General features: G+C 62.1%; 11 protein-coding genes and 1 pseudogene. 1 reads left to right on the top strand and 11 read right to left on the bottom strand.

Going from position 1 to position 13,490, the window contains the following annotated elements:
- Positions 1 to 37 precede the first annotated feature (37 nt).
- The 11 genes and pseudogenes from trmB to Har1131_RS09985 all read right to left on the bottom strand — a co-directional run bounded on the left by trmB (position 38) and on the right by Har1131_RS09985 (position 12,486).
- Positions 38 to 1,090 carry an HTH-type sugar sensing transcriptional regulator TrmB gene (gene trmB, locus Har1131_RS10035; protein ID WP_151146238.1) on the bottom strand — a complete coding sequence of 351 codons (1,053 nt, stop codon included), beginning with the start codon at positions 1,088 to 1,090 and terminating at the stop codon, positions 38 to 40.
- Positions 1,091 to 1,269: 179 nt separating this feature from the next.
- Positions 1,270 to 2,646, bottom strand: coding sequence for an ABC transporter substrate-binding protein (locus Har1131_RS10030; RefSeq protein ID WP_023843263.1), 1,377 nt, complete (start codon positions 2,644 to 2,646; stop codon positions 1,270 to 1,272).
- A 274-nt stretch (positions 2,647 to 2,920) separates the two neighbouring features.
- On the bottom strand, positions 2,921 to 3,988 hold the full coding sequence (locus Har1131_RS10025) for a glucose 1-dehydrogenase (RefSeq protein ID WP_151146235.1): 1,068 nt from the start codon (positions 3,986 to 3,988) through the stop codon (positions 2,921 to 2,923).
- A gap of 40 nt (positions 3,989 to 4,028) precedes the next feature.
- Positions 4,029 to 5,105 carry a Gfo/Idh/MocA family protein gene (locus Har1131_RS10020; protein WP_050038077.1) on the bottom strand — a complete coding sequence of 359 codons (1,077 nt, stop codon included), beginning with the start codon at positions 5,103 to 5,105 and terminating at the stop codon, positions 4,029 to 4,031.
- 29 nt (positions 5,106 to 5,134) lie between these two features.
- Complete coding sequence (locus Har1131_RS10015) at positions 5,135 to 5,338, bottom strand: hypothetical protein (protein ID WP_014040380.1); 204 nt, start codon at positions 5,336 to 5,338, stop codon at positions 5,135 to 5,137.
- Position 5,339: 1 nt separating this feature from the next.
- Positions 5,340 to 6,536, bottom strand: coding sequence for an ABC transporter ATP-binding protein (locus Har1131_RS10010; protein WP_014040381.1), 1,197 nt, complete (start codon positions 6,534 to 6,536; stop codon positions 5,340 to 5,342).
- 4 nt (positions 6,537 to 6,540) lie between these two features.
- Positions 6,541 to 7,542 carry a carbohydrate ABC transporter permease gene (locus tag Har1131_RS10005; RefSeq protein WP_151146231.1) on the bottom strand — a complete coding sequence of 334 codons (1,002 nt, stop codon included), beginning with the start codon at positions 7,540 to 7,542 and terminating at the stop codon, positions 6,541 to 6,543.
- A gap of 1 nt (position 7,543) precedes the next feature.
- Positions 7,544 to 8,524 (bottom strand): carbohydrate ABC transporter permease, encoded by a 981-nt coding sequence (locus Har1131_RS10000; RefSeq protein ID WP_151146227.1) that lies wholly within the window; start codon positions 8,522 to 8,524, stop codon positions 7,544 to 7,546.
- Between the two features lie 78 nt (positions 8,525 to 8,602).
- Entirely contained in the window at positions 8,603 to 10,126 is a 1,524-nt protein-coding gene (locus Har1131_RS09995) for an extracellular solute-binding protein (RefSeq protein WP_050007220.1), read from the bottom strand.
- 233 nt (positions 10,127 to 10,359) lie between these two features.
- A pseudogene (locus tag Har1131_RS09990) lies at positions 10,360 to 11,435 on the bottom strand (TrmB family transcriptional regulator).
- Positions 11,436 to 11,496: 61 nt separating this feature from the next.
- Positions 11,497 to 12,486, bottom strand: a complete 990-nt coding sequence (locus Har1131_RS09985) for an aldo/keto reductase (protein WP_014040386.1) — start codon at positions 12,484 to 12,486, stop codon at positions 11,497 to 11,499.
- Between the two features lie 59 nt (positions 12,487 to 12,545).
- On the opposite strand from Har1131_RS09985, the gene Har1131_RS09980 reads away from it, so the two are divergent.
- Positions 12,546 to 13,421: a hypothetical protein gene (locus Har1131_RS09980; protein WP_151146224.1), complete on the top strand. Its 876-nt coding sequence runs from the start codon at positions 12,546 to 12,548 to the stop codon at positions 13,419 to 13,421.
- Positions 13,422 to 13,490 lie beyond the last annotated feature (69 nt).

Below are 13,490 nucleotides of genomic sequence, written 5' to 3'. Positions count from 1 at the left end.
AGGCGGTCACCGTGAGAAACAGCTACAGCCGACAGTGTCAGTTCTCGGGCGGTTCGTCCATCCCGATCCGGATCTCGTACGCCTCGATGTCCTCGAACGCAGCGACCTGTCCACCGACCTCGACCGGCCCCTCGGCCGTCTCAACGACCAGCGTCGCGACCTCGCGGTTCGAACTGAACGACGCCTGATCCACTTTGCCCTCGACGACCCGGTGGTCGCCCGTTTCCACGTCCCGCCCCTCGATAGTCGCGTAGAACTCCCCGTCCAATGTCACCAAGTCAGAGATACAGCGTCTGATCGTCCCGTAGCGGCGCGGGAACGGCAGCCCATCCCCGTCGCTGGCAATCGTTTCGGCCGTCGTCCATAGCACCGTGTTGAGGAACCCGGACACCAGAAACCCGAGTTCCGACCGATTGAAGATAACGCCGTACCGGTCCGTGTCACCGCGGACGCTCTCACGGGTGGCGTACATCGAGTAGTTCCCATCGGCGACGGCGACGACCGGTGTCGTGATACCGCGGCGGGCCTTCACCGTGGTCGCGATGGACTCGTAATCGAACCGCGCTGGGTCGGGAGCGTCCACACCCGGTGAAATGAGAATTTCAATAGCGATGCCGGACTGCTTCCGGGCCGCGAGTCTGTCTTCGAACCGCTCTAGCAGGGCCGGGGTCAGCGACAGCGTCAGTTCGTACTCGGCCGTCTCGATGATGTCTTCGAGGTACCGGAGTATCGTCGGCCGGGATTTGACGAGCGAGACGGCTTCCGGCTCCCGTGCGGGGGCCGTGTAGCGCGAAGACAGGTCGTCGACGAGGTCATCAAGCGAGTCTTGAATCCCCTCGAAGGCTTCCCGAGGATCGATAGCCAGGACCTTCATCGGCCGGGACTCCTTGAGTTCGACGAGTCCGACGTCGCTGAGGCTCCGGACCGTATCGTACACCCGCGGCTGTGGAATGTCCGTGTTCTCCGAGATCTCCGACGCTGTCAGCTCACCGTGTTGCAACACGGCCAGGTAGGCTGAAATCTCGTACTCGCCGAGATTGAACCGCGCAATTACCTGTTCGAGCGATGCTTCCAAGTCGTCACTAGACATAGTGGAGCGTTTGCGAGTCGAGTACTAAGAACTTCGGCACTCTATTCAGCAGCCAGTTTCAGAACCAGTCATGTGACTCTGTGCTACTGTTGGTTGTCCCGTCACAGCGGCTGCCTACTCCTGTGACTCCGATCGTTCGAGTCGACACGGCAAAAAAACTGCGTGCTGTCGCTGGGTTATTAGTAGGCGCTGGAAATCTGGGAGACGACGTCCGCGGGCGCAGCACCGGAGTTCAGCGATGAGATAGCGGATTCGAGCGAGGACTTGACTGCCGGCGGTGCGGCCAGACCGTGCGCGACGGACGGCGGCTGGGCCTCGCTGTTCTGGAAGTCCTCTATCTGGTCCTTGGAGAAGTCGTTGAACGGGTCGGTGTTGACGTCGGTCCGCGGCGGAATCGACCCCTTCTTCGGGTTGAAGATCTCCTGTGCCTCCGTCGTCCCGACGAACTGGCACCACAGCGTGGTCGCTTCCGGGGACGGGTTGTTGACCGGATACGGGAACGAGTCCATGTTGAGGGCATAGTAGCCGTCGGTTCCCGGGAATGTCACATGGTCCCACTCCTCGCCGTACGTCAGGTCGTTCGTGAGGTACGTTCCGGCCGCCCAGTCACCCTGGTGGAGGAACGCCGCTTCGCCGTTGATGACCTGATTGTTGGCCTCGGTCCAGGAAATCGAACCAGCGTCGCTCGGGATGTAGTCGAGATAGGACTGCGTCGTCTCGACTGCCGACTCGAGCGCGTCGCTGTTGGCGTCGACCTCACCGTCGACGAAGATAGCGCTGTAGGTCTCGGCGTCCGTTTCGCCGAGGAGGACAGTCGCGAACATCTGGAAGCTGGACCACGGCGACCCGGTCTGGTGTGCCATTCCGGTGTAGCCGGCATCGTTGACCGTCGCCATCGCGTCGACGAGGTCAGACGGCGTTTCGAGGGAGGCCGGATCGACCCCGGCGTCCTCGACGACCTCGACGTTGTAGAAGAGGTTGTTGATCCGGTGGATGTTGAGCGGCACCGTCACGTAGTTCCCAGCGGGCTGGGCCGCGTCCTTGACGCCCTGAAGGTAGGCGTCCTCCATGCTGTTCTCTGACCACACGGAGTCGCCGATATCCTTCAGCAGGTTCGCATCGGTGAAGGGGAGCAGATTGTTTCCGGGCCAGGCTTGCCACGTACTCGGGTGGTTGCCGTTCTGGACCCGTGTCCGGATGTTCGCCTGCAGGTTCTCACCCGCACCGCCGGCGATGAGGTTCTCGTCGAACGGGACGTCCGGGTGTTGCTCCTTGAACGCATCCATTACGGACTGAATCGCTTCCAGTCCGTCGCCCTCGCCCCACCAGTGGGCGACTTCAAGTGTGCTGTACTGTGTCCCGCTGTCAGTACTGCCGCCGTCGCTGCTGCCGTCACCACTGCTGCCGTCACTACCATCACCGCTGCTGCCATCGCCGCTGCTGCCGTCACCGCCGTCACTCCCACCGCAGCCAGCCAGCGAGGCCGCACCTGCTGCACCAGCAATCCGAAGAGCGTTACGCCGCGTCAACCGTCTGTTTGAATTGTCATCAGCCATGGTTGCACCAATACCTCATAATTCCTTATTGAAGATTCGCACTTAATACTTCTGTATAGCGAAAATCAGCATTTGACATTCGGGTCGGTCCCGATAAATCATCTATATCCCACGATTCTTCGGGTTTGAGTGGAGAAAGAAATTAATCGAATGCGAGTAAATACCTCACAATCTTACATCTACTATCTTACATATACCGACATATCCCCGTCTAAATGGGGGGTGTTCAGGCCAAACTGCCGTGAAAAAGCTCGGGCGCGGTCCGGCCCGAGGGTTACAGCGAATCGAACTCGACGACTGCCTTTATCTGGTCGTCCCCATCCTCGAAGGCCGCCTCGACGTGTTCCGGGTCGGTAACCGTCGTGACCAGATCATCGAGCAGCCACTCCGGAAGGTCCTGTAGGGTCTCGACGGCGTCCTCGAAGTGCGAGACGTGTGAGTTGACCGTGCCGATGAGACACTTGTTGTGCAGGACGATCTCGTTGTGTAGCGAACCACCGTCGACTTCGAACTCCCACGGCTCCGGGATGCCGAGCAACACGCCGACTCCGTTCTGGTCGAGCGCCTTGACCGTCTGGAACGCGTGCGGGGCGAACCCGGTCGCCTCGTAGATATAGTCCATCGCCTCGTAGGCCTCCGAGAGTTCGTCCACCGGCGTTTCGCGGGAATCGACGTACGTGCTGCCGATCTCGTCGATGATGTCGACCGTCGGGTCGGGTCGGTCACGCCGACCGACACAGTAGGTCCGGTCGTACTCCTGGTCGAGCATCCACAGCGTCAGCAGGCCGAGCGAGCCGTTGCCCAGCACGCAGGCGGATTCCGGTCGCCAGTCGAACGGTTCCCGCGTCGCGTAGGCGTGCTCGTTGGCCTTCTCGGTGATCGAGAGCGGCTCGACGAGGAAGCCGTGCTCCGCGACTGACTCGGGGACCGGGACGAGGAAATCCGCCGGCGAGGTGAAGTACTCCGCCATGAAGCCGTGGTCACCGACGATGCCGCGTTCCGTGTACTCGCCGTCCGGAGCCATATCAGGCTCACCTCGGCGGAAGTAGTCGTTCGTCTCACCGTTCGGTTTCCGTCGGACGGTCGGCGCGACGACCTGCCCCGCCTCGAGCCCCGTGCCATTGGGCTCTTCGACGACGCCGACCGCCTCGTGTCCGAGAACCATGTGGTCCGCCCCGTCGGGGAACCCGCCGTGGGACCCGTTCAGGACTTCGTGGTCTGTGCCGTCAACACCAACGCGGAGCGTCCGGACGAGTGCCTCGCCCGGGTCAGGCGACGGTCGCTCCCGCTCTAAGAGCTGTGGGCCGTCGTCGTCGTCCCGCGTAACACCAATCACTTTCATGCCAGGCAGAGAGTGAGAACACTGGGGATTAAGTCTTTCTTCAGGGTTCTGCCTCACCGACACTGACGGCCGTGCCAGTCTCGCTGGAGCGGTAGATTCCGTCCATCACACGCTGGACGCGAAGCGCCTGTTCAACGGTGTTCGTCGACGGCGGCGTCCCGTCTCTGACTGCGGAGACGAACCGCGCCTGTTCCCGGTGCTGTGGGTCCGACCGTTGCGTCTCGATGTCGGTCGTCCGGTGGTGCATCCGGCCGGTGTCGGCGGTTTCGAACAGCGTCAGCGACTGGTCCGCGAGGTCGAGTTTCGCGCCCGCCCCGGTCCCGCGGACGTAGTACTCCTGGCTGTCCGGCCGGTTCGTCGCCCACGCGACCTCCAGAGAGATCGTTGTCCCGTCGTCACAGCGGATGAAGGCGCTCGCCGAATCGTCGACGCTGAACTCGGCCGCACCGTGATCCTCGCCCCACATCTCGACGTACGCGTACTCCTCGTCGACGCCGAACTGAGCGCGGGTGTCGCCCGACACCTCGACGACCTCGGGATGGTCGGCGACGTGCAGCGCCAGGTCGATAGCGTGCGCGCCGATATCGATGAGCGACCCGCCGCCAGCCACGTCGCTGCGCGTGAACCACGACCCCCGGCCGGGGACGCCGCGACGCCTGATGTAGTTCGCTTCGATGTGAGACACCTCGCCAATATCGCCTGCATCGCGGTAGCCCACAAGCGTCTGGACCGGGTCGGCGAACCGGTTGTGGAAGCCGACCATGCAGAACCCGTCGGCCGCGTCGGCGGCCGCGGCGATCCGCTCGGCGCTTTCGAGCGTGTGGGCCAGCGGCTTCTCGACGAGCACGTCTAGCCCTGCCTCAAGGGCTGCGACGACGTACTGTTCGTGAAACTTGTTCGGTGTCGTCACCAGCACGGCATCCACCGTCTCGAACATCGCCGCGGCTTCCTCGTACACCGCCGCGTCGTACGTCTCGGCGAACCGGCGGCGCGCGTCGGCGTCGACATCGACGCCCGCCGCTATCGAGACCGGCTGGTCGAGCTGTCGGAGGTTGGTACAGTGGATGGCCGCGATGTTCCCCAGTCCGATGATGCCTATCCGAACGGTCTCAGTCATGTCTCTCGAAGTCTGCACCCGGTGTCGGGTTAATACAACTGCTTTTCACGCTCTTCGCGTTCCTCTTCCTGTTCCTGCTTTGCCTTCTCACGGCGTCGACCGCGCCGATACTGGATGATGCCGGGGACGATTTTGTTCTTCAGGTCCAGGATAAACGACACGATACCGTACGCCCAGAAGAAAAACAGCACGAGCATCCCGCTCCAGTACAGCATCGCGAGGTGGCTGCTCATATCAGTCGTCTGATTCTACTTCGCTACTGGATGCAGTGCCTTCGGCCTCGTACGGGATGAGGTCGTGGACGATCGCGTCGCCGGTGGCCGAGTCGAACAGGTGGACGTTCCGTCGGTCGATGACGACCCCGATCTCGTCGTCCTCTTCGAGGTCCGAGTCGGGATCGATGCTCATCAGCAACTGGTCGTTCGTCGCCAGTTCCTGAGACATCGACGTTTCGCCGTCGCCCAGCAGCAGGTAGGCGAATATCTCGTCACCCATCGGTTCGAGAATGTCGGTCGTCGCCGTAATCATTCCCGACGGGTCGGGGACCTCTGACTTGAATTCGCCCGGGTAGATGTCCTCCGGGCGGATGCCGAGTGTCACGTCGTCACCGACTCCGACGCCTTCGATGGACGACGGATTGAATTCGAGGGAGAAGTTCGGCGTCTCAAGTGTGGTCTCGGTGACTGTCCCCTCGACGAAGTTCATCGACGGCGAGCCGATGAACCCGGCGACAAAGAGGTTGTCCGGCTCGTTGTAACAGGTCAGCGGCGGGTCGATCTGCTGGAGCTGCCCCGAATCGAGGACAGCGATCCGGTCGGATAGCGTCATCGCCTCCTCCTGGTCGTGGGTCACGTAGATGATCGTCGTGTCCAGTTCCTTGTGCAGGCGCTGAAGCTCCGTCCGCATATGGACCTTGAGCTTCGCGTCGAGGTTCGCCAGCGGCTCATCCATCAGGAACACGTCGGGCTCACGCACGATAGCGCGGGCGATGGCGACGCGCTGACGCTGTCCACCGGACATCTCTTCGGGCATCCGGTTGAGCATTCCCTCTAGCTGGACGATGTCCGCGGCCCGCTCGACGCGGCGGTCAATCTCGTCTTGCGGGTAGTCCCGCAGCCGCAGCCCGAAGGAGATGTTGTCGTACACGTCCATGTGCGGGAACAGCGCGATGTTCTGGAACACCATCGCGATGCCGCGGTCCTTCGGCGGGAGGTTCGTCACCTCGCGGTCGCCGATATATATCTCGCCCTCGGTCGGGATGGTGAGCCCGGCGATGGTCTCCATCGTCGTCGACTTCCCGCAGCCCGAGGGGCCGACGAAACAGATGAACTCGCCGTGGTCGATGTCAAGGTTCATGTCGTCGACCGCGGTGACCACGTCACCCTGGTCGTCGTAGCGCTTCGTTACGTGTTCGAGTCGTACTCTTGCCATTGTGTTACTCCTTGAGTGCGCCTGAGGTCAGTCCGCTGACGATGCGTTCCTGTGCGACAATCACGAGAATGACGACGGGGAGGACCCCGACGATACTCGCCGCCGCCATGAGGTTGAACTGCGTGGTGTACTGGGTCTGGTAGCTGAGAATCCCGCCGACGATAGGCGACCACTTGGCCGCCTCCGGCGAAGTCGCCATGATCGAGCTGAAGAAGTACTCGTTGTAGACGGCGATGAACGTCAGCACGGCCGCCGTCGCCACGCCTGGCGCAGACAGTGGCATGATGACCCGGAACAGCGCTCCCAACCGCGTCGTTCCTTCGACCCGTGCGGCGTCCTCCAGGCCGTCCGGTATTTGGCCGTAGAACGTCGTCAGGATGAAGATGGACAGCGGCATGAACAGCGCGCTGAACGGCAGCACCATCGATCCCGGGGTGTTCAGCATCCGTGGTGGGGTAAACAGCGGGATGGATGTGAACGGTATCGTGATGGGGGCGTTGCCGGCGAACGCCTGGAACAGCGGGATGACGAACGCGGCCGGCGGGAAGTAGCTGATCGCCAGGATACCGAGCATCAGCAGTGCGCGGCCGGGGAACCGGAGTCGGCCGAACACGTAGCCGGCGAGGCTGGCGACGAACAGCACGATGACCGTCGTCGTGACCGCCAGCGCGAAGCTGTTCAGCATGTACAGGTGGAACGGCACCTGTTCGAAGACGGTGACGAACGCGCCCGGGTTGAAGCCCTTCGGAACCGGCAGCGGGAACGTCCCGCTGACGCCGAAGAGGTTCACTGTCGGGAGGAAACTGCCCGAAAGCAGGTTCCCATCGGGGGTCACCGCCAGCACGATGAGCCAGTAGAAGGGGAACAGCGTCGTCACCAGGAAAAACACCATCGCCGCGTAGAACAGCGCCCGGTACACTTTTTCCGGGTCCTGAATGGCGCTCTGGGTCCAGCGCTGTAGCGGTCCGTCGCTCGACTGCTCCTGGGTGTCGGTTGGCGCCGCCATGTTAGATCGCGTCCTCCCCTTGCCAGACGATGAGTCCCATTACGACCGTCCCGATGATGGCGGCCGTCACGAACGCGATGGCCGCGGACGTCCCCTCACGGGTGGTGAACGTCGCGACGACCATACACGACAGCGACGGCACGACGGTACAGCTCGACACCGTGTCGATGATGCCGTATACCCGCATCGCCTGCACCGACCGGAACAGCACGGCAACGCCGATAGTCGGCAGGATGAGCGGGAACGTGATGAGCTTGAACTGCTGCCACTTCGTCGCGCCGGCGACCTTCGCCACGTTGTACAGGCCCCGGTCGATGCTCTGCAGCCCCGCCAGAATGAGCAGGGCCATGAACGCCGACGTCTTCCAGATATCGGCGACGATGATGATAAACGTCGCACTTGCCGTGTCGTTGAGCGTGTTCGTCGGCGCGAGCAATCCAAGGTCAGCAAGCGGTGGCGTCAGGAACCCGACGTTCGAATTGAACATCAGGAAGAATATCATCCCCTGAATAACGATAGGGACAGCCCACGGGATGATGATGGCCGCGCGAATCCACCGCCGCCCGTAGAAGTCCTGGTCGAGGATGAGTGCCTGTCCGAGGCCGATGAGTGTCTCGAACAGTACACTCACGACGGCGAAGATTATCGTGACGACCAGCGCGCTGTTCAGCAATGCACTCGTGCCAACTCCTTCGGGAAGGAATGTCGTTCCGCCCGGCAGGTACCGGTTCTTTTCGCCAGTGAACAGTTCGACGTAGTTCCCAGCGCCGACGAAGGTAGTGCTTGAAAAGTCCGCCGAGAGCGCGAACAGCGACAGCTCGAAGGTGCGCAACAGCGGGTACAGCGCGACGATGCCCAGAAGGACGAACACGGGCACCAACAGCAGATACGCGTACTGCGTGTCGCTGAGGTTCTCCATCCACCGCATCACGCTGACGAGTGCCCCCGAGCGTCTGGATTCACGGCCGGTTTCTGTACTCATTCGGTTACCTCCGTCCGTCGTTTGAATGTGTCATGGTAAATAATCACAGGGGTGGTTTTGTAACGGTTGCCCGTGGCTTCAGGACTGCTCGGTCTCTTGCAGTGCGGACTCTAGCGTCGCCATCGCGTCGGCCGAGGAGGCTTCCTGCCCGACTGCGCGGTTCGCTTGCTGTGCGATTTTGCTGGACTGATCGCTCCAGACAGCCGTCACCGGGCGCGGCATCGTGTTGTTACCAGCGACCTGCAGCGTGTCCATGTACCGGCCAACGACGGGCACGTTCTGGGCCTCGCTGGAGTTGAACAGTTCAGGCCGCGGCGGCAGCCACCCCTGGACGGACAGCAGCGTGAGCTGGAAGTCCGGCTCCATGGCGGCGCGAATGACCTGTGTCACGGCGTCTAAGTCCTCGCTGTTGGGGTTGACCGTCATGTGCCAGCCACCGAGGGCGGCCGTGGTACCGCCCGTACCGGGCTGTGCCGCATCGCTCTCGGAGACGGCGTACGGAATCGGCATCGCGCCGAGGTTCTCGCCGAGCGCCGGGTCCTCGGTCTCCTCCGGGTTGCGGCCGCCGAGCGCCAGCGAGTAGGGCCAGTTCCGGTGGAAGACGGCGTTGCCGTTGACGAACGGCGCGCGAGCGTCTTCCTCCTTCCAGCCGAGGATTTCGGTAGGGGTGAAGCCGCCGCCGTAGCCCTCGAACTGCCCGTCGAACTCCTCGTCGTGAACGAACTTCCGCATCATGTTGAGGGAGTTGATGACTTCGGTGTTGTTGACCGTGATCGGCCGCTCGCCGATTGGGCCAAAGAGGTTGTCGCGGCCGCCGAAGTACGCGCCGCCCCACGAGGACATGACCTCGTTGAACGTACAGCAGGAGGTTCCCTCGTAGATATCCCACTGGGTCGTAAAGCCGAAGTCAACGTCGGCGTTGTCGTAGGTGTCCGCGGCGATGTTCGACCACTCCTCCCACGTCATCGGCTCGGTCGCCCAGTTGTTGCTTTCGGGACTGTAGCCGGCTTCCTCGACGAGGTCCTTGCGGTACTGCATCGTCGGGAAGTCCGGGAACACCGGGACACCGAACAGGTCACCGTTGCTCGGATTCCGGGCCGTGTCCGTAAACGCCGAGAAGTAGTTGTCTGACACGTCCGAGAGGAGTTCCTCCGGCAGCGTCTGCGAGAGGTTCTGGAGCTGTCCCCGCTGGATGAAGATGTTCGTCCAGCCGTTGTCCATCAGGAACATATCCGGGTTCGTCTCGCCGGCCGAGAGCAGTCGGTTGTAGTTCGACCGGGCCGCACCGGTGTCCTGGTCGCGCGGAACGAACTCTATCTCGATGTCGTCCGACAGGCCGTTGTCGTGCAGTGCCTGCTTGATTGCGTCGCCGTTGTTCTGGACGGCCACCGGGTCGAAGCCCCACTGGACCGTCGTCGTCTCGCCGCTGCTACCGTCGTCAGTCGAGCCACCGTCACTCCCGTCGCCGCCATCGCCACCACCAACGAAGTCCGCACAGCCTGCCAGTCCACCGACAACACCTGCTGCTCCGGCGGCACGGACAAACCGTCGCCGGGAGACGCCTGTCGAGTTCCGCTCGCCGCTTGTGCCATTGTCCGACATATCTATTCTGAGCTATCCCGGACACACCTTAAAGGTTGTCCATAATTAACCACAGGTGTTGTTAATTGTCGGCCTCAGCCTGGCAATCGTGATATATTATTGACTATTCGACATCGTATAAATCTTTCAGTATATATACGCAGGGATAGGTCAAACAGCTGTTTGCCACATAGAGGAGCTCAAACGCGAAAACTGAGGGAGAGTTTACTGATCCCGAAAAAACGGCGTCTGTGTCACTCGTACGTGACGTCCGTAATTGTAATCTCGGTCGCTTCGATTTCCTCGATGACGGCCCCCAGCCACCGACCTCGTACGTCCCGTCGTCGGTGACCAGCGTCGCACTGATTCGACCGGCCAGTTGTGCCAGTGGGACGGGGTCCTTCCGACCGATGCTACTCCCGGTGTAGTCGATGTCGGTAACGCGCCCTGTCAGCTCGACCGACTCCTTCGTTTCCGTGTCGTACCCCTCAATGACGGCCTCGATAGTCGCATCTTCGTTCAGCAGCGGTTCGATATCCCGGACGGCGTGGCGGAGGTCGACGTACGTCGTCGGGGTTTCCGGCGTCCGCTCGGTGTACAGTGTGTCCCAGATCTCCCAGAGACAGGTCAGGAAGAACCAGTGGAAGACGTAGGTGTGGGTCCGGTCCTTGACGAGCACGCCGTACTCGTTGACTGAGTCGTGGTGAGGCGCAAAACACGTCCAGGTCCGGTCGACCAGCACGAAAAACGGGGCCGGGATCTCCCGGTTCCGAGCCTCCGTACAGGTCCCCTCGATGTCGGAAAGCGGCGGTACTTCCTCGCCAGGACCCGTACAGATGCTGAGTTTGATGTTCACGCCGCGGTCGTGGGCGGCAATGAGTTCCTCACGAACCGCGTAGAACTGCTCCGGGTCCACACCGACCTGAATCTGGTTTTCGGCCGCTTCGATGAGCTCCCGGGCTCGGCTGACGACCGTTTCGAACCGCTTGACGATACTGACCTCGTGGTCTGATATCTCGGGCTGGTTCCAGCGTTCCTCGATCGTCTCTGCGGCGTCGAGGTACTTGCTCGACCGGGACCGCAGGTCCTCAAGCACTACGTCCGGATTGCGGGCGCGGGCGGTCAGGCTATCCTGCTGGAACGTCTCGATATACCCCTTCGTCTCCAGGTCCCGGAGCACGTCGTAGATCCGCGGGTCCGGAACGTCACAGGAGTCAGCGATGTCGGTCGCCGATGCGGTCCCCAACCCCAGCAACGCCACGTAGGCCTCCGCCTGATACGGGGAGAGACCGGCATCTTCGAGGACATCGGTTAGTTCGCTGTCGTCCATGTGTGTACAGGGAAACTGAGTACGCAGTTAACGTGCATGGTTATCTATCGAGGTCCACAGGTCAGTCCTTGCCCTCGACCGGCCACTGTGGCTGTTTCGGAGCCTCGATTCGGGCGCACTCCTCGTCAGTTAACTCGATGTCGAGTGCCTCGACGTTCTCCTCCAGATGGCCCATGGTCCGCGGGCCGATAATCGGCGCGTCGACGACGTCCTGATGGCAGAGCCACGCCAGACTGACCTGTGCCGGCGTCGCGCCCTTCGCGTCGGCAATCGCCCGCACCTCGTCGAGGACCGCCCAGTTCTCGTCGCTGAACCGGTTTGCTGTGTACTCGTCCGTGCTTGCTCGGCCCTCGGAGAGGTCGTCGTCGCGTTCATACTTCCCGGCCAGGAAGCCGCCGGCCAGGGGAGACCACGGAATGACACCGACTCCTTCCATCTCGCACACCGGCAAGAGGTTCGCCTCCTCGTGGCGGTCGACGGCGTTGTACTCCGGCTGCATCGAGACGAACCGCTCGTACCCCTCGATATCCGCCGTGTACAGCGCCTTCTGGAACTGCCAGTTGGCCATCGTACTCGCGCCGATGTAGCGGACCAGCCCCTCGTCGACCAGATACGTCAGCGCGTCCAGCGTCTCCTCGATGGGCGTGTCGTCGTCCCACCGGTGGATCTGATAGAGGTCCAGATAGTCGACGCCGAGGCGGTCCAGGGTGGCGTGACACTGATCGATGATGTGTTTCTTCGAGAGCCCGCTGCCGTTCGGGCCGTCGTGCATATCGAAGTATACCTTCGAGGCTATGACCAGTTCGCCGCGGCGAGCGGAGTCGATTGCACTGCCCAGAATCCGCTCGCTCTCCCCGTTCGAGTAGGCGTTGGCAGTATCGAAGAAGTTGATACCGAGATCGAGCGCCCGTTCGAGTATCCGGCGGCTCTCAGCCTCGTCGTTCAGCATCCAGGGCTCCGCGCTCCCGAAGTTCATCGTTCCGAGACAGAGTTGGGACACGTCGAGCCCTGTCGACCCGAGCGTGGTGTATGTCACCGGCGAATCACTCATGGCACTTTGTACCACAGCTGTTGTTAAAGAATTTTGGGACTGCATACCGATGTCCGAACATGAGCCGGGAGTCCGCACCGAAGGAAACAGATCCGATGGACGCACTCAGAACGCTCAGCGACGAGTCGCACACCGGAGAGAACAGATGCTGGCCGTGTACTGTCCTGAATCTGGGGCTCGTTGGAATCGGTGTTGTGTTCCTTCGCGCACGCAACCGCCCGCGGGCGAGCCTGCTGGTCGCCGTTGTCGGCGTCGCAGTGGTCTACCTTCGGGGGTATCTGGTTCCGTACACGCCCGAATTTGCCCCGCGGCTGGTGGCAGCGTCACCGGTCCCGGACGAGTGGTTCCACGGAAAGCCATCGCACAGAGAGTCATCCCGACAAGATGTGACTCGCCAGGAAAGCGAATCGCTGGCCGACGACGTGGGGATGGACGGCGAGACCGTTCTCCGGGAGCTATCGGCGGCTGGCGTCATCGAAGTCGAGGGAGCGCAACTGTTTCTCGCGACGGCCATCGACTCGGCGTGGCACGAGCGAATGGACGAACTGGCCGACCGCTCGCTCGATTCGCTTTCGACGGCGCTGCAGGCGTCGCTCCCGCGAGTCGACTACACAGAACCGTACGCCGACGACGCGGAGTGGGTCGCACTCGGCTCCGACCACAAGCAGCTCCTTCCTCGACCGGTCGTCGTCGCTGAGCTCGCGGCGTACGAGGTCCTCGGCGAGCGTCTCGACGACGAGCGGCTCAGAATCGCCGGTGCGGAGGCCTTCCGGATGTTTCTCGACAGGTGTCCGGTCTGTGGCGCCGAACTGGTCGAGTCGTCGTCGGTGTCGTGTTGTGGCGGCCATCTGGGACCACGGCAGGACCCCGACGAGACGCTCGTCTGTCCGACCTGCGAGCAGCGCCTCTACACCTTTGAAGTGAGCGACAACTGAAACGAGGTACAGGAACGGCCGAATCGGTGTCTGGTCCGGGATTCGAGACGCTAGCCGGGTTCTGTTCGG

The organism is Haloarcula sp. CBA1131 (assembly GCF_008728975.1).
GTDB lineage: Archaea > Halobacteriota > Halobacteria > Halobacteriales > Haloarculaceae > Haloarcula > Haloarcula hispanica.
This window is presented reverse-complemented; position numbering and strand designations above follow the sequence as displayed.

What these genes read in the sequence shown, in the direction of transcription:
- trmB (WP_151146238.1), bottom strand. Translation starts at nt 1,090, where the DNA reads ATGTCTAGTGACGACTTGGAAGCATCGCTCGAACAGGTAATTGCGCGG.
- Har1131_RS10030 (WP_023843263.1), bottom strand. Translation starts at nt 2,646, where the DNA reads ATGGCTGATGACAATTCAAACAGACGGTTGACGCGGCGTAACGCTCTT.
- Har1131_RS10025 (WP_151146235.1), bottom strand. Translation starts at nt 3,988, where the DNA reads ATGAAAGTGATTGGTGTTACGCGGGACGACGACGACGGCCCACAGCTC.
- Har1131_RS10020 (WP_050038077.1), bottom strand. Translation starts at nt 5,105, where the DNA reads ATGACTGAGACCGTTCGGATAGGCATCATCGGACTGGGGAACATCGCG.
- Har1131_RS10015 (WP_014040380.1), bottom strand. Translation starts at nt 5,338, where the DNA reads ATGAGCAGCCACCTCGCGATGCTGTACTGGAGCGGGATGCTCGTGCTG.
- Har1131_RS10010 (WP_014040381.1), bottom strand. Translation starts at nt 6,536, where the DNA reads ATGGCAAGAGTACGACTCGAACACGTAACGAAGCGCTACGACGACCAG.
- Har1131_RS10005 (WP_151146231.1), bottom strand. Translation starts at nt 7,542, where the DNA reads ATGGCGGCGCCAACCGACACCCAGGAGCAGTCGAGCGACGGACCGCTA.
- Har1131_RS10000 (WP_151146227.1), bottom strand. Translation starts at nt 8,524, where the DNA reads ATGAGTACAGAAACCGGCCGTGAATCCAGACGCTCGGGGGCACTCGTC.
- Har1131_RS09995 (WP_050007220.1), bottom strand. Translation starts at nt 10,126, where the DNA reads ATGTCGGACAATGGCACAAGCGGCGAGCGGAACTCGACAGGCGTCTCC.
- Har1131_RS09985 (WP_014040386.1), bottom strand. Translation starts at nt 12,486, where the DNA reads ATGAGTGATTCGCCGGTGACATACACCACGCTCGGGTCGACAGGGCTC.
- Har1131_RS09980 (WP_151146224.1), top strand. Translation starts at nt 12,546, where the DNA reads ATGAGCCGGGAGTCCGCACCGAAGGAAACAGATCCGATGGACGCACTC.